General features: G+C 72.1%; 24 protein-coding genes. 17 read left to right on the plus strand and 7 right to left on the minus strand.

Annotated features, from left to right (window positions below; all coding sequences use genetic code 11):
• Positions 1 to 16 precede the first annotated feature (16 nt).
• The 11 genes from ABD374_RS27345 (at position 17) to ABD374_RS27395 (ending at position 6,558) form a co-directional block, all read left to right on the plus strand.
• Positions 17 to 1,270 (plus strand): MFS transporter, encoded by a 1,254-nt coding sequence (locus ABD374_RS27345; RefSeq protein ID WP_344498510.1) that lies wholly within the window; start codon positions 17 to 19, stop codon positions 1,268 to 1,270.
• A 51-nt stretch (positions 1,271 to 1,321) separates the two neighbouring features.
• Positions 1,322 to 1,645 carry a gas vesicle protein GvpO gene (locus ABD374_RS27350; RefSeq protein WP_344498512.1) on the plus strand — a complete coding sequence of 108 codons (324 nt, stop codon included), beginning with the start codon at positions 1,322 to 1,324 and terminating at the stop codon, positions 1,643 to 1,645.
• A gap of 90 nt (positions 1,646 to 1,735) precedes the next feature.
• Entirely contained in the window at positions 1,736 to 2,167 is a 432-nt protein-coding gene (locus ABD374_RS27355) for a gas vesicle structural protein GvpA (RefSeq protein ID WP_344498514.1), read from the plus strand.
• Entirely contained in the window at positions 2,164 to 2,880 is a 717-nt protein-coding gene (locus ABD374_RS27360; protein WP_344498516.1) for a GvpL/GvpF family gas vesicle protein, read from the plus strand. Before ABD374_RS27355 ends, ABD374_RS27360 begins: the two co-directional genes overlap by 4 nt.
• A gap of 7 nt (positions 2,881 to 2,887) precedes the next feature.
• The gene (locus ABD374_RS27365; protein ID WP_344498518.1) at positions 2,888 to 3,124 is read left to right on the plus strand and encodes a gas vesicle protein GvpG; all 237 of its coding nucleotides are present in this window, start codon (positions 2,888 to 2,890) and stop codon (positions 3,122 to 3,124) included.
• Positions 3,121 to 3,741, plus strand: coding sequence for a DNA primase (locus ABD374_RS27370; RefSeq protein WP_344498520.1), 621 nt, complete (start codon positions 3,121 to 3,123; stop codon positions 3,739 to 3,741). The genes ABD374_RS27365 and ABD374_RS27370 overlap by 4 nt, the downstream gene beginning before the upstream one ends.
• Positions 3,734 to 4,852: an SRPBCC family protein gene (locus ABD374_RS27375; protein ID WP_425577372.1), complete on the plus strand. Its 1,119-nt coding sequence runs from the start codon at positions 3,734 to 3,736 to the stop codon at positions 4,850 to 4,852. Before ABD374_RS27370 ends, ABD374_RS27375 begins: the two co-directional genes overlap by 8 nt.
• On the plus strand, positions 4,849 to 5,196 hold the full coding sequence (locus tag ABD374_RS27380; protein WP_344498522.1) for a gas vesicle protein: 348 nt from the start codon (positions 4,849 to 4,851) through the stop codon (positions 5,194 to 5,196). Before ABD374_RS27375 ends, ABD374_RS27380 begins: the two co-directional genes overlap by 4 nt.
• Positions 5,193 to 6,023, plus strand: coding sequence for a GvpL/GvpF family gas vesicle protein (locus ABD374_RS27385; protein ID WP_344498524.1), 831 nt, complete (start codon positions 5,193 to 5,195; stop codon positions 6,021 to 6,023). The genes ABD374_RS27380 and ABD374_RS27385 overlap by 4 nt, the downstream gene beginning before the upstream one ends.
• Positions 6,020 to 6,265, plus strand: a complete 246-nt coding sequence (locus ABD374_RS27390; protein WP_344498526.1) for a gas vesicle protein — start codon at positions 6,020 to 6,022, stop codon at positions 6,263 to 6,265. The genes ABD374_RS27385 and ABD374_RS27390 overlap by 4 nt, the downstream gene beginning before the upstream one ends.
• Positions 6,262 to 6,558, plus strand: coding sequence for a gas vesicle protein K (locus ABD374_RS27395; RefSeq protein ID WP_344498528.1), 297 nt, complete (start codon positions 6,262 to 6,264; stop codon positions 6,556 to 6,558). Before ABD374_RS27390 ends, ABD374_RS27395 begins: the two co-directional genes overlap by 4 nt.
• A 75-nt stretch (positions 6,559 to 6,633) precedes the next feature.
• Here the strand turns inward: ABD374_RS27395 and ABD374_RS27400 are convergent, their stop codons facing one another.
• Complete coding sequence (locus ABD374_RS27400; RefSeq protein ID WP_344498530.1) at positions 6,634 to 6,804, minus strand: hydrophobic protein; 171 nt, start codon at positions 6,802 to 6,804, stop codon at positions 6,634 to 6,636.
• A gap of 68 nt (positions 6,805 to 6,872) precedes the next feature.
• Here ABD374_RS27400 and ABD374_RS27405 point away from each other — a divergent pair, with 68 nt between their 5' ends.
• Entirely contained in the window at positions 6,873 to 7,865 is a 993-nt protein-coding gene (locus tag ABD374_RS27405) for a cation diffusion facilitator family transporter (RefSeq protein ID WP_344498532.1), read from the plus strand.
• Here the strand turns inward: ABD374_RS27405 and ABD374_RS27410 are convergent.
• Positions 7,837 to 9,348, minus strand: a complete 1,512-nt coding sequence (locus ABD374_RS27410; RefSeq protein ID WP_344498533.1) for a bifunctional phosphatase PAP2/diacylglycerol kinase family protein — start codon at positions 9,346 to 9,348, stop codon at positions 7,837 to 7,839. The two genes, ABD374_RS27405 and ABD374_RS27410, sit on opposite strands and share 29 nt — an antisense overlap.
• Positions 9,349 to 9,435: 87 nt before the next feature.
• Positions 9,436 to 9,894 (minus strand): baeRF2 domain-containing protein, encoded by a 459-nt coding sequence (locus ABD374_RS27415; RefSeq protein WP_344498535.1) that lies wholly within the window; start codon positions 9,892 to 9,894, stop codon positions 9,436 to 9,438.
• Positions 9,895 to 9,959: 65 nt separating this feature from the next.
• Here ABD374_RS27415 and ABD374_RS27420 point away from each other — a divergent pair, with 65 nt between their 5' ends.
• Positions 9,960 to 10,556, plus strand: coding sequence for a TIGR03086 family metal-binding protein (locus ABD374_RS27420; protein WP_344498849.1), 597 nt, complete (start codon positions 9,960 to 9,962; stop codon positions 10,554 to 10,556).
• Between the two features lie 45 nt (positions 10,557 to 10,601).
• Here the strand turns inward: ABD374_RS27420 and ABD374_RS27425 are convergent, their stop codons facing one another.
• Both ABD374_RS27425 and ABD374_RS27430 read right to left on the minus strand, forming a co-directional pair.
• Positions 10,602 to 11,147 (minus strand): type 1 glutamine amidotransferase domain-containing protein, encoded by a 546-nt coding sequence (locus tag ABD374_RS27425; protein ID WP_344498537.1) that lies wholly within the window; start codon positions 11,145 to 11,147, stop codon positions 10,602 to 10,604.
• A 73-nt stretch (positions 11,148 to 11,220) separates the two neighbouring features.
• Positions 11,221 to 11,658, minus strand: a complete 438-nt coding sequence (locus ABD374_RS27430) for a CBS domain-containing protein (protein WP_344498539.1) — start codon at positions 11,656 to 11,658, stop codon at positions 11,221 to 11,223.
• Positions 11,659 to 12,065: 407 nt separating this feature from the next.
• Here ABD374_RS27430 and ABD374_RS27435 point away from each other — a divergent pair, with 407 nt between their 5' ends.
• The gene (locus ABD374_RS27435) at positions 12,066 to 12,335 is read left to right on the plus strand and encodes a DUF4235 domain-containing protein (protein ID WP_344498541.1); all 270 of its coding nucleotides are present in this window, start codon (positions 12,066 to 12,068) and stop codon (positions 12,333 to 12,335) included.
• Between the two features lie 103 nt (positions 12,336 to 12,438).
• On the opposite strand, the gene ABD374_RS27440 is transcribed toward ABD374_RS27435, so the two are convergent.
• Positions 12,439 to 14,232, minus strand: coding sequence for a thiamine pyrophosphate-requiring protein (locus ABD374_RS27440; protein WP_344498543.1), 1,794 nt, complete (start codon positions 14,230 to 14,232; stop codon positions 12,439 to 12,441).
• 281 nt (positions 14,233 to 14,513) lie between these two features.
• On the opposite strand from ABD374_RS27440, the gene ABD374_RS27445 reads away from it, so the two are divergent.
• The gene (locus tag ABD374_RS27445) at positions 14,514 to 15,308 is read left to right on the plus strand and encodes an RNA polymerase sigma factor SigF (RefSeq protein WP_344498545.1); all 795 of its coding nucleotides are present in this window, start codon (positions 14,514 to 14,516) and stop codon (positions 15,306 to 15,308) included.
• On the opposite strand, the gene ABD374_RS27450 is transcribed toward ABD374_RS27445, so the two are convergent.
• Entirely contained in the window at positions 15,256 to 16,461 is a 1,206-nt protein-coding gene (locus tag ABD374_RS27450) for a PAS domain-containing protein (protein WP_344498547.1), read from the minus strand. The two genes, ABD374_RS27445 and ABD374_RS27450, sit on opposite strands and share 53 nt — an antisense overlap.
• A 75-nt stretch (positions 16,462 to 16,536) precedes the next feature.
• Between ABD374_RS27450 and ABD374_RS27455 the strand changes: the two genes are divergently transcribed.
• Both ABD374_RS27455 and ABD374_RS27460 read left to right on the plus strand, forming a co-directional pair.
• A complete protein-coding gene (locus ABD374_RS27455; protein WP_344498549.1) occupies positions 16,537 to 17,244 on the plus strand; it encodes an ANTAR domain-containing response regulator in 708 nt (235 codons plus the stop codon).
• A gap of 152 nt (positions 17,245 to 17,396) precedes the next feature.
• Positions 17,397 to 18,614 (plus strand): pyridoxal phosphate-dependent aminotransferase, encoded by a 1,218-nt coding sequence (locus ABD374_RS27460; RefSeq protein WP_344498551.1) that lies wholly within the window; start codon positions 17,397 to 17,399, stop codon positions 18,612 to 18,614.
• The last annotated feature ends 33 nt before the right edge of the window (positions 18,615 to 18,647 follow it).

The following is an 18,647-nucleotide window of genomic DNA, read 5'->3' on the forward strand; positions in this document are numbered from 1 at the left end:
CCGGGGGAGGAGCACCATGAGGAGCACCCTCGCCGGAATGTTCCAGTCCCTGACGGTTCGAAACTTCCGGCTGTTCGCGGCCGGGCAACTCGTCTCCGTCGGCGGCACCTGGATGATGATCGTGGCCCAGGACTGGCTCGTGCTCTCCCTGACCGGCGACTCGGCCTCCGCCCTGGGCGTGATCACCGCCCTGCAGTTCGCGCCCCTGCTGCTGTTCACGCTCCACGCCGGGGGCCTCGCCGACCGTCACGACAAGCGCCGGCTGCTGATGGGGGCCAACCTCGCCTCGGGCGTGCTGGCCGTGCTGCTCGGTGCGCTGGTCCTGGCGGGAGGGGTACGGCTGTGGCACGTCGGCCTGTTCGCGCTGGGAACCGGCCTGGTCAACGCCGTCGAAATACCGGCCCGGATGTCATTCGTCAGCGAACTGGTCGGCGCCGACCTGCTGCCCAACGCGTCCGCGCTCAGCGCCGCCTACTTCAACACCGCGCGGGTGCTGGGCCCGGCCGCGGCGGGCCTGCTGATCAGCTGGTTCGGCACCGGAACGGTGATGCTGCTCAACGCGGTGAGCTATCTGGCGACGGTGGCCGGACTGTGGCTGATCCGCCCCGCCGAACTGCACCGCGGCGCCCGGCGCCCCCGGCGTGCCCGCGTGGCGGACGGGATCCGGCACGTGGTGGCCCAGCCGGACCTTCTGCTGCCGATGGCCCTGGTCGCGGTGGTCGGCATGCTGGGCTTCAATTTCCAGCTCACCCTGCCGCTGCTAGCCAAGACGGTCTTCCACGCCGATGCCGCCGCCTTCGGCCTGCTGACCACGGCGCTGGCGGCAGGTTCGCTCGGCGCGGCCTTCGCCACGACCCTGCGCCGGGGCAGACCGCCGCTCGGTCTCGTCATCGGGGCGGCGGCCGCCTTCGGCGCGGTGCAGATCCTGGCGGGGCTCGCACCGACCTACACCACGGCCGCGGTGGCGCTGTTCCTCACCGGCTTCGCGTCCGTCTGCTTCGCACAGGCGGCCAATCACCGGATCCAGCTCGGCACCGATCCGGCCTACCGCGGCCGGGTGATGGCGCTCTACACCTTGGTCTTCCAGGGCACCACCCCGCTCGGCGCGCTTCTCGTCGGCGGCCTGTCCGAAACCCTGGGGGCCCGGTCCGGCCTCCTCGTCGGCGGTGCGGCCTCGGTCCTCGCCGCGGGTACCGCGACCGTCTTCCACCTCCGCCGGACCAGACCCGCGGGTTCACCCGCCCGTCCTCCTGCCGAGGTCACGCGTTGACGTGGGGGGTTTGGATCCGGTGTCGCGGGTTACCAGAAGTCGGAGGGTGACATGGCAACTCAGAACAGCAACACACCTAAGAGCACAGAGGATTCGCAGTCCACGGCGGAAAACCGGCCGGGCCCGATGGAGGTGCTGCGCGGTGCGCGCGCACAACTGGCGGAGCTCACCGGCATGGAGGCCGAGTCCGTCTCCTCCTTCGAACGTACGGAGGACGACGGCTGGATGCTGCGGGTCGAGGTGCTCGAACTGGCCCGGGTCCCCGACACGATGAGCCTGCTCGCGTCGTACGAAGTCACACTCGACGTGCAGGGAGCGCTCACCGGATACCGGCGTGTCAGCCGCTACGAACGCGGCAGGGCGGACCGTTCATAGTCGCCTGGAAAACTGAAAAAACCGACGTACCCGATAAACCTGACAGACCGGAAAATTCCGGTACACCCGACAGGAGGAGGGCCGGTCGGCATGACCGTAGTCCCGGCACAGCAAGGCGGAGGCGGCGGCGGTACCAGCGGCCTCTACGACGTCCTGGAACTCGTCCTCGACCGGGGACTCGTGATCGACGCGTTCGTACGCGTCTCCCTGGTCGGCATCGAGATCCTCAAGATCGACATCCGGGTCGTGGTGGCGAGCGTCGACACGTATCTGCGCTTCGCCGAGGCATGTAACCGCCTCGACCTCGAAACCGGCGCCAACAAGAGCCCCGGCCTGCCCGAGATCGTCGGCGAGGTCACCGAGTCCGGCGCCAAGGGCAAGTCCAAGGGAGCCCTGTCCGGCGCCGCCGAGACCATCTCGGACGCGTTCCAGCAGGCCCGCAGCGGCGGTGACGGCCAGTCCGAGCCGAAGCCCCGCGCCCGTCGCAGCAGCACGTCCCGCCGGAAGGAGGAGCAGGAGTGAGCACATACGTCTACGGCATCGCACGCGGCAACCACCCCGAACTTCCCGAGCCGACGAACGGCGTGGGGGAACCGCCGATGCCCGTGCGCGCCCTCAGGGCCGGTGAACTGACCGCCCTGGTGAGCGACGCGCCCGAAGACCTCAGGCCCAAGCGCCGCGACCTGCTGGCGCACCAGACCGTCCTCTCGGAGGCCGGCGCCGTGGGCGCCGTGCTGCCGATGCGCTTCGGCAGCCTGTCGGCCGACGACGAGTCGGTACGCACGGTGCTCGCCGAACGCGAGAAGCACTACCTGGAGCGGCTCGACGCGCTCGACCACAAGGTCGAGTACAACGTGAAGGCCACGCACGACGAGGAGGCGGTCCTCCACCAGGTCCTCGCGGAGGACGCCGAACTGCGCGCGCTCAACGAGGCCAACCGGGCGGCCGGCGGCGGCACGTACGAGCAGAAGCTCCGGCTCGGCGAACGCGTCGTGGCAGCGGTGCAGCAGCGCGAGAAGCGCGACGGGCAACTGGTGAAGCAGGCCCTGGAGGCGGCGGCGGGAGCCGTCAGCCCGGGGCCCGAGAGCTCCGGCTGGCTGGCGAACGTCTCCTTCCTCGTGGACCGCGACCACACCGCCGAGTTCGTGGAGGCGGTGGACGCCCTGCGCAAGGAGCACCCCCACCTCGTCCTCCAGGTCAACGGCCCGCTGCCGCCCTACAGCTTCGTGGAGTGACGGGAGCATGGGCCTCCTGGGAGAGCTGCTGCTCCTGCCCCTGGCCCCTGTCCGCGGCACCTCGTGGGTGCTGCGGCAGGTGGTCACGGAGGCGGAGCGGCAGTACTACGACCCCTCGGCCATCCAGCGCGAACTCTCCGCCCTGGAGCGGCAGCTCGAGGCGGGAGAGATCGACGAGGCCGAATTCGACCGCCGTGAGGACGAGCTCCTCGACCGGCTGGAGAAGAGGAACTCGACAACATGAACAACAGGCTGACAGTGGGCCTCGCGGTGGGCGCGGGCTATTTCCTCGGGCGGACGAAGAAGGCGAAGCTCGCCTTCGGCATCGGCACCATGGTGATGGGCAAGAAGCTCCAGCTGAGCCCGCGCGCGCTCGCGGAGTTCGCGTCCTCGCAGCTCCAGAACAACCCCCAGTTCAAGGAGATCGGCGACCAGCTGCGCGAGGATCTGCGCGGGGTCGGCAAGGCCGCTACGGGGGCCCTCGTGACCCGGCAGATCAACGCGGTCGCCGACCGGCTGCACGACCGGAGGCTGGACGTGCAGGACCGGCTCGCGGGCGTGGTCCCCGACGGCGTACCGGGCCCGCGTGACGAGGACGAGGACGCAGAGGAGGACGGGGGCGAGGACGAGGGCCGGGAGGAGGAGCCGGAGGAGCGCGAGGAGCCCCGGCAGCGGTCGAAGCCGGACGGTGAGCGGCCCGAGCGCCGCAAGAAGGCACCGGCCGGGAAGACGCCGGCCAAGAAGACCGCCGCGAAGAAGACTGCCGCCAAGAAGACCGCCGCGAAGAAGACCGCGGCCAGGAAGACCACCACCGCGAAGAAGACCACCACCGCCGCGAAGGGAGGCCGGAGCCGTGGCTGACACCAAGGGGCCCCAGTCCCTGCTGAGCGGGGACAACGAGGCGACGCAGCGACTGAAGGAAGAACTCCAGTCGTACCTCATGACGCAGGCCGTACGGGTGCTGACCGGCGCGGGCCGCAAGCTCGGCGAGAGCACCCTCAAGCTCAACGACATCGCGGAGGGCAGGAGCCCCGGTTTCGCCGAGCTCGCGAAAAAGGGCGGCCAGAAGCTCGCCGAGGGCAAGGGACCGGTGCGCGGCGCCCTGGAGATCGGTGCCTCCCACCTCAAGGACAACGCGATGAACGGGCTCAAGGGCCTGGGCGGCAAGCGCAAGAAGGGCGCCGGCGGCAACAAGCCGGTCGTCATCATGGAGCACATCGACGTGGGTGTCCCGGTCCGTGACGCGTACGACCAGTGGACCCAGTACCAGGACTTCTCCACCTTCGCGAAGGGCGTCAAGAGCGCGGGCTCCGCCGACGACACCACGTCGGACTGGAAGCTCAAGGTCTTCTGGTCCAACCGCAGCTGGAAGGCGCACACCACCGAGCAGGTGCCGGACACGAGGATCGCCTGGACGTCCGAGGGCGCCAAGGGCACCACGAAGGGCGTCGTCACCTTCCACCCGCTGGGCGAGAACCTCACCCGGGTGCTGCTGGTCATCGAGTACTACCCCAAGGGGCTGTTCGAGAAGACCGGCAACATCTGGCGCGCCCAGGGCCGACGGGTCCGCCTGGACCTGAAGCACTTCGCCCGGCACATCTCGATCAAGGGCGAGGCCGAGGACGGCTGGCGCGGCGAGATCCGGGACGGCGAGGTCGTGCGCAGCCACGACGACGCGGTGGCGGACGAGGAGAGCGAGGAGCAGCCGCAGGAGGAAGCGGAGGAAGCGGAGGAAGCGGAGCCCGAGGGCGAGTACGAGGACGAGGAGTACGTCGACGAGGACGACGAGCCCGAGGAAGAGGGAGAGGAAGAGGCGGGGGAGGAATACGCCGCCGAAGACGAAGACGAAGACGAAGACGAAGCCGAAGCCGAAGCCGAGGACCAGGGCGAGGAATACGAAGACGAGGAAGAGGACGCCGATACGGACCAGCAGCGTGAGTACGCGGACAGCGGAAGCCGGGGCCGCCGATGACGTCGCCGGTGAACGGCCTTCCCGACACGTACGGGTCCAATGGAGGCGCGAATCTCGCCGACATCCTTGAGCGCGTACTCGACAAGGGAATTGTCATCGCGGGAGACATCAAGATAAATCTCCTCGACATCGAACTGCTCACCATCAAGCTGCGTCTCGTCGTCACCTCCATCGACAAGGCGAAGGAAATGGGAATCGACTGGTGGGAGGACGATCCGTCCCTCTCCTCCGGTGCCCGTCGCCGTGAACTCGCCGAGGAGAACGAGCGGTTGCAGCGACGCATCGCCGATCTGGAGGCAGCACCCGCACTCGAGGACCGCAAGGACCGCAAGGACCAGGAATGAACGAACTGCGCTACGTGTACGCGGTCACCCGGCCCTTCGAGGGCGTACTCCCCGAAGGCGTACGCGGCCTCGACGGTGAGCCGCCCCGCCTGCTGCACCACGACGGCCTCGTCGCCGTGGTCAGCCCGGTCCCGGCCGAGGACTTCGACGAGGCGCCGCTCAAGAAGCACCTGGAGAACCTCGACTGGCTCTCCGGAACCGCCCGCACCCACGAGGCCGTCGTCGGCGCCCTGACCACCGTCACCTGCCCCGTGCCGCTGCGCCTGGCCACCGTGTGCGTCGACGACAGCGGCGTACGCCGGCTGCTCGACGCGGGCCGCGACCGCTTCGTGCAGACGCTGGAACGGCTGGAGGGGCGGGTGGAGTGGGGCATCAAGGTGTACGCCGAGCCCGACCCCGAGCCCGAGGCGGAGCCCGCGCGGGAACCGTCCGAGGCCCCGCCGGCGCAAGCCGCCGCCGGTGCCCCCACGACCGGCCGGGACTACCTGCGCCAGCGGCTCAGCCGGCGCCGGGCGCGCGAGAGCGTCTGGGAGCGCGCCGACGCCCTGTCGCGCAGGCTGCACGCGGAACTCTCCCTGCGCGCGGAGGCCGCCGCCCTGCACCGTCCGCAGGACGCCCGGCTCTCCGAGGCGTCCGGGCAGAACATCCTCAACGCGGCCTACCTGGTGCCGCGGGAGAGCAGCGAGGAATTCGTGGAGGAGGTCGGCCGGCTCACTCCGAAGGACCGGGGCGTACGGGTGGAACTCACCGGCCCCTGGGCCCCGTACTCCTTCGCGGGCCAGTCCGGGAACCCGGAACAGCCGGCGCGGGGGGAGACGGGCCGATGACGCCCCCCGGCACCGTGCCCTCCGACGCCTTCCCCTCCGACACGGCGCCCCTCGCCCAGCGTGAGCTCGCTCTCGTCGACCTGCTGGACCGGTTGCTGGCGGGCGGGGTCGTGATCGCGGGCGACCTGACCCTGCGCATCGCCGACGTCGATCTCGTGCGCGTCGACCTCAACGCCCTCATCAGTTCCGTCAGCGCCGACGTGCCGTCCCCGTTCGAGGAGGAAGAGGAGAGGTACCCGTGACCACCGCAGAAAGCCGCCGTGTGGAACTCGACGCCGACACCGTCGAGCGCGATCTCGTCAAGCTCGTCCTGACGGTCGTGGAGCTGCTGCGCCAGCTGATGGAACGCCAGGCACTGCGCCGTGTGGAGACCGGGGACCTCAGCGAGGAGCAGGAGGAGCGCATCGGGATGACGCTGATGCTTCTGGAGGACCGGATGGATGTACTGCGCACACGGTTCGGCCTCGAACCCGAGGACCTCAATATCGACCTGGGACCCCTGGGGCCCCTGCTGCCCCGGGGCGAACAGAAGTGAAGAGCGGGAAGCGGGGCGACGGCCCGAAGGCCGCCGCCCCGCTTCTCTGTCTCTCCTGTCTCTCCTATGCCGTTTCTACCATCGGTACCAGCGGGACCGGGTGCCCGAGGACGACGTGCTGCGCAGCAGGAATCCCAGCAGCCAGATGACGAGAACCGCGATGGCGATCCACCAGAGAACCTCTACCGCGAATCCGGCGCCGAAGAGGATCAGCACGAGAAGCAGGACCAGAAGGATGGGAACCATGGCGTGCACCTCCTGAATCCTTGAGTTCCCGAATTTCGTCCTCGTACACGAACGCATGGAGAGGTGTTGTGACCGAAAAGTCCGATCGCAGGACACGGATCACGGTCCTGGTGGCGCTGGCCGCCAATCTCGTCATCGCCGCCGCCAAGACCGTCGGCGGACTGGTGTCGGGATCGCCCGCCCTGCTCTCGGAGGCGGCGCACTCCGTCGCGGACGGCGTCAACGAGGTCTTCCTGCTCACGTCCCTGCGCCGCAGCCGCCGCCCGGCCGACGGAAAGCACCCCTTCGGATACGGCAAGGAACGCTACTTCTGGGCCCTGCTCGCGGCCGTCGGCATCTTCGTCATGGGCGGCTGCTTCTCCTTCTTCCAGGGCCTCGAAGCGCTCGGCGGAGCCACCGGCGAGAAGTCGTACACCGGCTATGCCGCCGGGCTCGCCGTCCTGGGTGTCGCCCTCCTCGCCGAGGGCGCCTCCCTGGCCCGCGCCCTCTACCAGGTGCGGCGCCGGCAGGGCACCGGACCGGTCCGGGACCCGGCCCTGCGTACCGTCCTCGCGGAGGACGGCGCCGCCGTCGTCGGGGTGCTCCTCGCCGCGGCCGGCATGGCGCTCCACATGACGACGGGCGACGCGGTCTACGAAGCCGCCGCGTCCTTCTCCATCAGCCTGCTGCTCGTGTACGTCGCCTACCGGCTCGGCCGGGACGCCAGGACCCAGCTCGTCGGCGAGGCCGCCGACCCCGAACTGTGCGAGAGCATCCGCGCGCTCGTCGGGGCCCAGCCGGAGATCGACAACGTCGCCGGACTGCTGACGATGCGGCTCGGCCTCGACTCGCTCCTGGTGGCCGCCCGCGTCGACCTGGTGCCGGGACTGGAGAGCGAGGAGGTGGAACTCGCCTGCGTACGCATCAAGCGCTCCGTACGGAAGACCTGGCCGCAGGCCGACCAGGTCTTTCTCGACATCACGGAGGCACCCTCCGACGACGAGGAGCGCCAAGAGCCCCGAGAACTCCATGAGCCCCAGGGCCTGCCGGTCGCTACTGGGCGAGCGGACGGTACACGGTGAGCGCTTCGTCGGCCTTGTCGATGAGGAATTCCGGGGGCGCCTCCGCCACTTCGCCGTCGTACGCGAGCAGCGTCCCCGGCGCCAGTCCCGAGATCCACACCCTGCGCAGCCGCTGCGCCGCGTGGACGGGCGAGCGGCTCAGCGGCCCCGCGAGCGCCGCGGCCAGCAGCCGCAGGCCGGGCAGCCGGCCGCCGTGCACCACGCGTACGTCGAGCAGCCCGTCGGCCAGGTCGAGCCGTCGGCCGGGGGTCGGGCCGAAGCGCTGGTACATGCCGTTGCCCGCGAACAGCATCCACAGCGCGCGGCGGCGCCCCTTGTGCTGCCCGATGTTCGCCTCCAGCGGCCGCTCGGCGCGCAGCACTTCCACAGCCGCCAGTACGCCCGCGGGCCAGCCGCCGATGCGCGGGGCCCAGTGCTCCCTGATCCGTACCAGCTCGGGGTAGACACCCAGGCTGAAGGTGTTGAGGAAATGGCCGGGCTCACCGTCGGGCCCCGGACCGGGGGTGAACCGGCCCAGGTCCACCCTGACCGCGTCGCCGCCCGCCAGGGCCCGGCAGGTGTCCTGCACCTCCTCGATGCCCAGGTCGTACGCGAAGTGGTTCAGCGTGCCGCCGGGGAAGACGGCCAGCGGCACCCGGTGGCGGACGGCGGTCACCGCCGCCTGGTTGACCGTGCCGTCCCCGCCGCAGATCCCCAGGGCCCGGCCCTGCTGCGCCGCCTTGTCCAGCGCGGCCGTCAGCTCGCCGGGCTCGCACTCGACGACCTCGGCGTGCGGCAGCGCGTCCCGTACCAGCGCCGCCCTGGCCGCCGCCGAGCCCGACCGCTTGTTGACCACGACGACCAGACCCCGGCCGTCGGGCAGCGCGGGCGCTTCGGCGTAGGGCCTCCCCGGCGCGGGGATCTGCGCCCGGGTGGGGACGAGCCCGCGCACCGCGAACGCCGCTCCTATGCCCAGCGCCGCCCCGACCAGCACATCACTCGGATAGTGCGCACCCGTATAGACGCGGGAGAAGGCCACGGACGCCGCGACCGGGGCGACGACCGCGCCCCACCCCTTGGACTCCAGCGCCACTCCCGTCGCGAAGGCCGCGGCGGAGGCCGAGTGCCCCGAGGGGAAGGAAGTGGTGATCGGCTGGCGCTTGAGCTGCCGGATCATCGGCACCGCGTCCAGGACGGGCCTGACCCGGCGTACCGAACGCTTGCCCACGGTGTTGACGGTGAGGGAGGCCAGCGCCAGCGAGGCCACCCCGCGCACCGCGGCCCGCCGGGCGCGGGTGGAGCCGCCGAACGCCGCGATCCCGGCGGCGGCACCGAACCACAGCATGCCGTGGTTCGCCCCGTGACTCAGGCGCGGCAGGACACGGTCGGCGCCCGGCCAGTGGTGGGTCGCGACGCTGTGGAAGAGCCCCCGGTCACGGGCGCTCAGCCAGGCGGCGATCCGTCCTGGCGCGCGGAGCGGGTCATGCGCGTTGGGTGAAGACATGGCACGCGAGTACCCGGCGTGACAGCTTCCGAATCCAGCGGCACGCAGGGCGGGCCCCGGCGACCGGCCCCCTCACGCCACGTCCCGTCAGGCCGCGACCACCGCGGCAGCGCGCCGAGGCCGCCCGCGGGCCCCGCGTCCGGCGTGCCGACGCCGTCCGGCGGGACCCGGATCGCCTCGGCCCCGGTCATGGCGGCCGCCCGCAGCAACGCGTCGTCCCAGCTCGGCGGCGGCCCGCTTGCGCGCGTGCGCCCGCCCGGCCCGTTCCACGCCCTCGTCCGGCAGCCGGGAGTCCTGCCCGGCCGACCGGCCGCCGTGGTCCGTCTCGACGGCCAGGGGCTTCAGCCGCCGCGGCGGCGCGCCGTGCACGGCGCGCCGCTCGCGCTCGCCGCCCGTCGGCACCAGCAGCCCGGCACGGGTCTCCTCCTGACAGGCGCTCAGCTCACGCCGCCGCGGTGTGGACCCGTCGGCAATGGACGTATCGGCGCAGGCGGATGCCCAGGGGCCGGAGCGTTCGTACAGTGGGGTGAGGAACGAGAGGTCCATCTCTCCCTCCGGGAATGTCTGGCGGGACGTGCGCCCCGGGTACCCGAAGGTGAACCATGAACACCATGGAACCGAACACGAAACCGCTCCTGTCGCGCCACCACGAGGCGCTCGCCCTCTTCGGCGGCCACGTGCGGGCCGTACGGCAGGACCAGTGGCGGGCGCCGACCCCCTGCGCCGAGTGGTCGGTGCGCGATCTCGTCAACCACCTGACCGTGGAACAGCTGTGGGTGCCGCCGCTGGTGACCGAGCGGCGCACGGCCGAGGAGGCCCACGACGGCTCCTTCGGCTTCGACGCCGACGGCGACGTGCTCGGCGACGACCCGGTGGCGGTCTGGGAGCGGGCGGCGGCGGGCGCGCGCGAGGCGTTCGCCGCGCCGGGGGCGCTGGAGCGGACCGTACAGCTGTCGTACGGGCAGACCTCGTGCGCGGCGTACTGCGCGCAGATGGTGACCGACCTGGTGGTGCACGCGTGGGACCTGGCGCGGGCGATCGGCGCCGACGAGCGGCTGCCCGACGGCCTGGTGGACTTCGCGGTGCGTGAAGTGGGGCCGCACTCCGCCGAACTGGAGAAGAGCGGCCTGTTCGCCGCCCCGGTGGAGCCACCCGCCGGAGCCGGCGTACAGGCCAAGCTGCTCTCCCTGCTGGGGCGCCGGGTCTGACGCCCGGGCCGCCCGCTCGCCGGAGCCGGGCGACCGCTCGCCGGACTACTTCGCGGAGGAGCGGGCGAACTCCTTGGTGAAGGTCTCGCAGAACGCCTTGAGGTCGTCCGGCTTGCGGCTGGTGATCAGCGTGGCGGGGGTCGCGTCGCAGACCTTCACCTGCTCGTCGACCCAGGTGCCGCCCGCGTTGCGGATGTCCGTACGCAGACTCGGCCACGAGGTCAGGGTCCGGCCGCGCACCACGTCCGCCTCGATGAGCGTCCAGGGGCCGTGGCAGATGGACGCGACCGGCTTGCCCGCGTCGAAGAAGGCGCGGACGAACGCCACCGCCTTCTCGTCCATGCGCAGGAAGTCCGGGTTGGCGAGGCCGCCGGGGAGCACCAGGCCGCCGTACTCCTCGACCGAGGCGTCGCCGACCACCTGGTCGACGGGGAAGGTGTCCGCCTTGTCGAGGTGGTTGAAGGCCTGGATCCTGCCCGGCTCCGTGGAGACCAGCCGGGGCGTGTCGCCCGCGTCGGTCACCGCCTGCCAGGGCTCGGTGAGTTCGACCTGCTCGACGCCCTCGGGCGCCACGAGAAACGCGATCCGCATCGTGATCCTTCCGTGTGACTGCTTCGGTGCTGTGTGCTGTGTGCTGTGTTCCTGTGCTGTGTGATGCCCTGCCTCAGGTGCCGGCCCCGGCACCCGGGCCGGGCGCCGCCCGGCCGGTGCCGGCGAGCGCCGGCTGCGGGTCGGGGAACCCGGCGAGGTCGCCGAGGCTCACCACGCCGAGCGGCAGGCCGTCCTCGACCACGGGAAGCCGCCGGACCGCGTGCTGCCGCATCAGGGTGACCGCCGTCGACACCTCGTCGTCCGGGCCGACGCACACCGGGGCCGGCGTGCAGACGGACTCGGCGCCGACCGTGAGGGGATCGATGCCGTCCGCGACCGCGCGCAACACGATGTCCCGGTCGGTGAGCACACCGATCAGCTGGTTGTCCCGCGCCACCAGCACATCACCGGTGTCCTGCGCGCGCATCAGCTGCGCGGCTTCCACCAGTGAGGCGTCGGGGCGTACCGCTGCGACACCCGCCGTCATGACTTCCCTCACGAACCGGGCCATGGCTGTCCGCCTCATCTCTTCGCCCACACTGTCGGCCACCGGTCCGGGTACCCGTGGCACGGGGGGCAAACGTCCGCCGTCACGGGGTGTTCGAGCCCGGTCGCAGAGGGGACCCGGTACGCGGCCGTGCGACCGTGCGGGAAGCGGGAAAAGGAACGGGAACCCGGGGCCGCGCACGACGGTCCGGGGCGCGCACCGTGGTACCGGCGGCCCGGTGTCACAGGCCGTTCCTCCAGGGAGGGCGGAGCCGCGGCGGGTTTGGCCGTGCTGATCCCGGTAACCATTCCGGTCCTCGTGCTGGGCGCGATCGTCGCACTCGGCCGCTACGAAGAATCCATACTGCCGGCGGAGGCGCAGGACCGCGACGCGGTCGGCCGGGCCGTCGGCAGCCGATGCGGGAGAGGTACATGGCAGCGAAGGGCACAGTGCTGTACAAGCCGGTGGGGATGCTCCTGGGCATGGCCGCGGGCATGGTGGCGGGCATGGCGTTCCAGCGCCTGTGGAAGACGGTCGCGGGTGAGACCGAGGCCCCCCAGCCCATGGACCGGGACGGGCTCTGGCGCGAGATACTCCCGGCCGCGGCGCTGCAGGGCGCGACGTTCGCGGTGGTCCGCGCGGCGGTGGAGCGCGGGGGAGCGATCGCGGTCCACCGGGCGACCGGCCGCTGGCCGGAGTGACCGGCACGCCTGCGGGGCGTGGTGTGCGGGCGAGGGGCGGGTTCGGAGACCGAACCCGCCCCTCGCCCGCGCGCGGCCGCCGTGGCCGGCCCCGCCCCTCCGGTCAGCCTTCGCTCCCGCCGGGGAGGAACTCCTGGAGCTTGGACTTCAGGCCCTGCTTCATCACCGCGCCGGCTTCCGCGTCCCCCTTCACGAGCGCCGACGCCGTCGCCTCGATCTGGTCCCACGTCGCGTGCGGCGGGATCGGCGGCACCGACGGGTCGGTGACGAAGTCCAGCACCACCGGGCCTTCCGCCGCCAGCGCGGCCCGCCAGGCGCCCTCCACCTCCTCCGGCTTCTCCACCCGGATCCCGGTGAGGCCGACCGATTCGGCGAACGCCGCGTACGACACGTCGGGGAGCGACTGCGAGGGCAGGAAGGACGGGACACCGCCCATCGCGCGCAGCTCCCAGGTCACCTGGTTGAGGTCCCGGTTGTTCCAGACGGCGACCACCAGCCGCGGGTCCTCCCACAGGTGCCGGTACTTCGCGACGGAGATCAGCTCCGCCATGCCGTTCATCTGCATCGCCCCGTCACCGACGAGCGCGATCGCCGGGCGGTTCGGATGCGCGAACTTCGCCCCGATCGCGTACGGCACACCGCATCCCATCGTGGCCAGCGTGCCCGACAGCGACGCCCGCATGTCCCCGCGCAGACGCACGTGGCGCGCGAACCAGTTGGTGGCCGACCCCGAGTCGGCCGAGATCATCGCGTGGTCCGGCAGCAGCGGGGACAGCGCCGCCGCCACGTGCTCCGGATTGACCGGGTCGGCCGACAGGGAGGCCCGCCGCTCCATGACCTCCGTCCACTGCTCGACGCCCGCGCAGATCCCGTCGAACCAGTCCCGCGACTCCTGGCGCCGCAGCAGCGGGATGAGCTCGCGCAGCGTCGCCCGCGCGTCGCCGACCAGGTTCACCTCGTACGGGTAGCGCATCCCGATCATGTGCGGATCGATGTCGATCTGCACGGCCCGCGCCTTGCCGAACTCCGGCAGGAACTGGGAGTACGGGAAGCTGGAGCCGATGGTGAGCAGGGTGTCGCAGTCCCGCATCATCTCGTACGACGGACGGGTGCCCAGCAGCCCGACCGAGCCCGTGACGTACGGCAGCTCGTCGGACAGCACGTCCTTGCCGAGCAGCGCCTTCGCCACGCCCGCACCCAGCAGCTCCGCGATCTCCTGGACCTCGGCCCGCGCCCCCGCCGCGCCCTGACCGGCCAGGATCGCGACCTTTTCGCCGGCGTTGAGCACGTCGGCCGCCCGCCGCAGCGCGTCCGGCGAGGGCATCGCCGTCCAGCTGCTGCGGTCCAGGCTGGAGGGGACCATCTTGAAGGCGTGCGGCGGCGGCGTGTACTCCAGCTCCTGCACGTCCGCCGGCACGATGACCGCGGTCGGACAGCGCCGGGCGTACGCCGTGCGGATCGCCCGGTCGAGCACGTTCGGCAGCTGCTCCGGCACGGTCACCGTCTCCACGAAGTCGGAGGCGACGTCCTTGAACAGCGAGTGCAGGTCGACCTCCTGCTGGTAGGAGCCGCCCATCGCGCTGCGCGCGGTCTGCCCGACGATGGCCACCACCGGCACGTGGTCGAGCTTGGCGTCGTACAGGCCGTTGAGGAGGTGGATCGCGCCGGGCCCGGACGTCGCGACGCACACGCCGAGCCGGTTGCCGAACTTCGCGTACCCGACCGCTTCGAACGCGGACATCTCCTCGTGCCGGGACTGGATGAAACGCGGCTGGTCCCCGGCGCGGCCCCAGGCGGCCAGCAGGCCGTTGATGCCGTCCCCCGGATAGCCGAAGACGCACTCGACTCCCCACTCGCGCAGGCGCGACAGGATCCGGTCGGCAACATCGGTGCTCATATGGGGGCCTCCTACGGGCTGTACGGAGCGGCTGGACATGCGGAGCGGCCGAAAAGGCAGCACTGTGCCGAGTACCAGGGACGCGGCGACGGAAACCGGCCGCCCGCGAACCCGACCCGTTTGGCGTGCCGAGGCGGGGGCACGTGCTCCATGTGCTTCGGACCGGAGGCACGTCCGTGGGAGCGGCAATGCGCTCCGGACGTGTCGCGTCCAGGAGCCCGGCAGCCTCCCCGCGGTGACATCCGTCCGCCGTCTGCACCGTTCAGGGAGTTGCAACGAAGATGCGTACAACCGCCGTTCGCAGGACCCACCCGCACGATGACGCCCCCGACACCACCGACGCCTTCCGCCGCTTGTGCGCCATGCCCGAGGGCGAGGAACGGGACGCCGTGCGCCGGGAGATCGTGAACGCCTGGCTGCCGATGGCCGACCGGCTCGCGGGCCGGTTCCGCAACCGCGGCGAGGCCATCGAGGACCTGCGTCAGGTGGCCGCACTGGGCCTGGTCAAAGCCGTCGACCGGTACGACCCGGCCCGCGGCTCGGCCTTCGAGAGCTTCGCCGTGCCGACCATCACCGGCGAGATCAAGCGCCACTTCCGCGACCACATGTGGACCCTCCACGTGCCGCGCCGCGTCCAGGACCTCCGCAACCGGGTCCGCGCCGCCAGCCAGGACCTGAGCACGACCGTGTCGGGCCGTGCCCCCACCGTCGCGGAGATCGCCGAGCACGCGGGCATGAGCGAGGAGGAGGCCCGCACCGGGATGGAGGCGCTCGAATCCTTCACCGCCCTGTCCCTCGACGCCCAGCTGCCCGGTACGGGCGACGGGTACTCGCTCAGCGACGCCCTCGGCGGCCCCGACGGCGCGCTCGACATCATCGTCGACCGCGAGGCCGTCAAGCCGGCCCTCGACCGGCTCCCCGAACGTGAGAAGAAGATCCTCTACATGCGCTTCTTCCGGGACATGACGCAGAGCCGCATCGCCGAAGACCTCGGACTCTCCCAGATGCACGTCTCCCGGCTGATCAGCCGCTGCTGCACCCGTCTGCGCGACGAGGCCCTGCGGGACGCCGCATAGCGAGGGCGGCATGGCGTGACATCAGGTCCATGACCTGACCCTCCGCCATCGAGAACGCCCGTCGGGCACCCGTACGGAAAAGGGTGAGCACCCCCTGCACGGGCCCGGCGGCCCCGCCCCCGGCCGGCGCCGTCAGCGGCACGCACAGCAGCGAGGTGACGTCCGCCCGTACGAGGACGGGATCGCCCGCCGCGTCCCGGCCGAAGCCGTCCGTGTCCTGCGGCCGCACCTGGAGGGACGCGCAGCCGCCGCGGGCGGCCTCCGTCACCAGCGGACACGAGGCCGGGTCCTGGCCCGCCACCGCGCGGGTCAGGGCCTCGGCGCCCGGTCCACCGGGACCGAGCACCAGGGCGCGCTCGAGCGGTTTGCCCGCGACGACGTCGGCGACCACCCAGTCGGCGAACCGCCCGTGCAGGATCCGCGCCGCGCCCGCGAGAACCGCCTCCCGGTCGCCGGGCGCGACGGACAGCAGCTCCGTGGTCATCGCGTCGACGAGGTCCAGCAGCTCCGCGTGACGGGTCGTCTCCGACAGGTCCGGCAGCGCGGGGCGCCGCCCCGCCGCGACGACCCCCGGAGCCGGGTACGCGCCGAGGGAGAGACCGGGCTGGAGGACGGCGAGCACCGCCGGATGCGGCTCGTCCGGCGGGCGCAGCGCGCTCAGGGTGGCCAGCACCCGTTCGTGCGGCCGCTGCCGGAGATGGACGGTCAGACTCCGGTCGCCCTCGCCGCGTGCCACGGCCGCGGCCTGGGAGCGGAACGCGGCCCGGTCACCGGGGCTGAGGAGGGCCGCCAGCGGCCGTCCCGTCGCATAACCGGCCCGTACGCCGGTGAGTCCGGTCGCGGCGGAGTTCATCCGCCGCACGACGGTGTCCCTGTCCACCAGGGCGACCGGCAGCGGCAGCCGCTGGAACAGGGTCCTGAGCAGCTGGCGCTCCTGTCGCTCCTGCCGGTCGGGGGAGGGGGTGTTGGGGGCGGCGGCCTTCAGCTGCTCGTAGCGCGGCCACAACGTGTCGGCCACGTGCCGGAGTTCGAAGAGAGCCGCGTCCAGAAGGGCGAGGTGTTCGTCGGGAGGCAGGGCGCGCCCCGTCCTCAATTCACCGACCCGCCTGACGAAATCCGCCAGTTCCGCGCCGAAGTCGTCCGTCTGCGTCATACGAGAAAGCTAGCCGGTCCAGCTGTTTTGCGGACCTGGGGGTGGGAAGCCGCACAACGAGAGGAGGACGCCGCCATGCCGACCGAGCAGGAACTCCAGGGCCCGGAGCCCGACTCCGTGGTGCGCAGGCTGTCCGAGCTGGCGCAGCAGTCCGCGCGCTGCGCCCCCGCCTGCTGCGGCGCCGTGGCGACGATCGCCGACGGCGGCACGGAGCGGCGGACCACCGCGACCCATCCGGACCTGGCCGCACTCGTCTCCGTCCAGCTCGCCCTCGGTGACGGGCCGATCCCCACCGCGCTGGACCGGGGCGAGCCCGTGGACGCGGAGGACCTGCTGAACGAGGAGCGGTGGCCCCAGTACCGGGCCCTGGCGCTCGATTCCGGGGTGAGGGCCAGCATGACCATTCCGTTCCGCCGGTCCGGCATGGAGGTCACCGTCAGCCTCTACAGTTTCCGCCCCGGCTCCCTGGAGCGCGCGGCGTACGGCCCGGTGGGCGTCCTCGGCGAGCAGGCCACCGCGAGCCTGGTCCGTGACCGGCGCTACCGCGAGGCCCTCGCCGAGCTCGGCCAGCTGGAGACGGCGCTGCGCTCACGCGGTGTGATCGACCAGGCTAGCGGCATCGTGATGCACGTACTGCGCTGCGACAGCGACGAGGCGTTCGCGGTGCTGCGGCAGATGTCGCAGCGGACGAACCGCAAGCTGGCGGAGGTCGCCGAGGCGGTCGTCCGTGACAAGGGGCACGGTCTGGAGAGCACCCTGGCCCGGTTCGCACCGCACCGTTGAGACCCCGTCGAGGAACCGTCGGGGCACCTTTGGGAACACGCGCCTTCCCGGGCCCGGCCCCGGAAGCGCCGCGTCCGAACCCCCCGTATAACCGTATACGGGACGATTAGCCGTATGCAGGGTGATCCGATCACTATGGAGGTGGCCGCGACATGCAGCGGACGGTCGAGGAAGGGCGCGGCCCCGTCCGGTACGGGCCGCCCGCCCCCGAGCCCGGCCTGCCCGTCGTGCCGGAACTGTCCGCCGTGCTCGCCGCCGCCGCCGGGCGCACCGACCCCGAGCCGCCCGGCGGCGGCCCGGCCCTGCGCGCCGCCGCCGCCGGGTACTGGCAGCGGCGCGGGCTGCACGCCGACGCGGAGTGCGTGGCCGCCGCGTCCGGCGCGCAGCCGCTGCTGTTCGCGCTGATGGCGGCCGTCGGCGGCGACGTCCTGCTGCCGCGGCCCTGCCCCGCCTGGTGGGTGCCGCAGGTCACGATGCTCGGCCGGACGGCCTACCACGTGCCGACGCCGGCCGAGTGCGGCGGCGTACCCGATCCGTTCGCGCTGCTCGAAACCGTACGGCGGGTCCGCGACGAGGGCGGCGACCCGCGTCTGCTGCTGCTCTGCGTCCCCGACGACCCGACCGCCACCGTCGCCCCGCCGGAGCTCGTGCACGAGGTCTGCGAGGCGGCGGTCTCCGAGGGCCTGCACCTCGTCAGCGACGAGACCTGGGGCGACACCCTGCACCGGCCGCAGGAGACGGTGTTCCTCAGCCCCGCCGAGATGTTCCCCGGCCGGGTGACCGTCCTGGCCGACCTGGCCGGGGCGTACACGCCGGCGAGCTGGCCGGCGGCTGTCGCCCGCTGCCCCCTCACCGGGCCGGGCGCGGCACTGCGTGCCAGGGCCCTCGACCTCCTGACGGCGATCGGCGCCGTCGTGCCGGGGCCGGTCGCCGAGGCGGCGACGTACGCCCTCGGTGAGCCCGGACCCGTCGCCGCCAGGATCCGGACCGCCGCCGCGCTGCACGCGCGCGTGGCCGCCGCCGCGCACCACGCGGTTCTCGCCTCCGGCGCGCTCGCCCGCCCGCCGCACGCCGGCCGCCACCTGTACGCCGACCTCGGACCGCTGCGCGCCGGGCTCGCCGCCCGGGGGGTCACCGACTCCATGGACCTGGAGGAGTACCTGAGCGCACGGCTGGACAGCCTCGTCCCCGGGGGGCACCGGTTCGGCGACGAAATGAGCGCGCTGCGCGTCCGGATCGCGACCGCCCCGCTGCTCGGGTCAACCCCGGAGCAGCGCCTGGAGTCCCTTACAGCAGCCGACCCACTGGAATTGCCGCACGTGGCCCGAGCGTTGAGCACGTTCGTAAGGGCCTTCGACGAACTTCGATGACCCTACGCCGGCTCACGCCACCGAACGGAGCAC

Origin of the sequence: Streptomyces enissocaesilis (assembly GCF_039533765.1) — a bacterium.
Taxonomy (GTDB): Bacteria; Actinomycetota; Actinomycetes; order Streptomycetales; family Streptomycetaceae; genus Streptomyces; species Streptomyces enissocaesilis.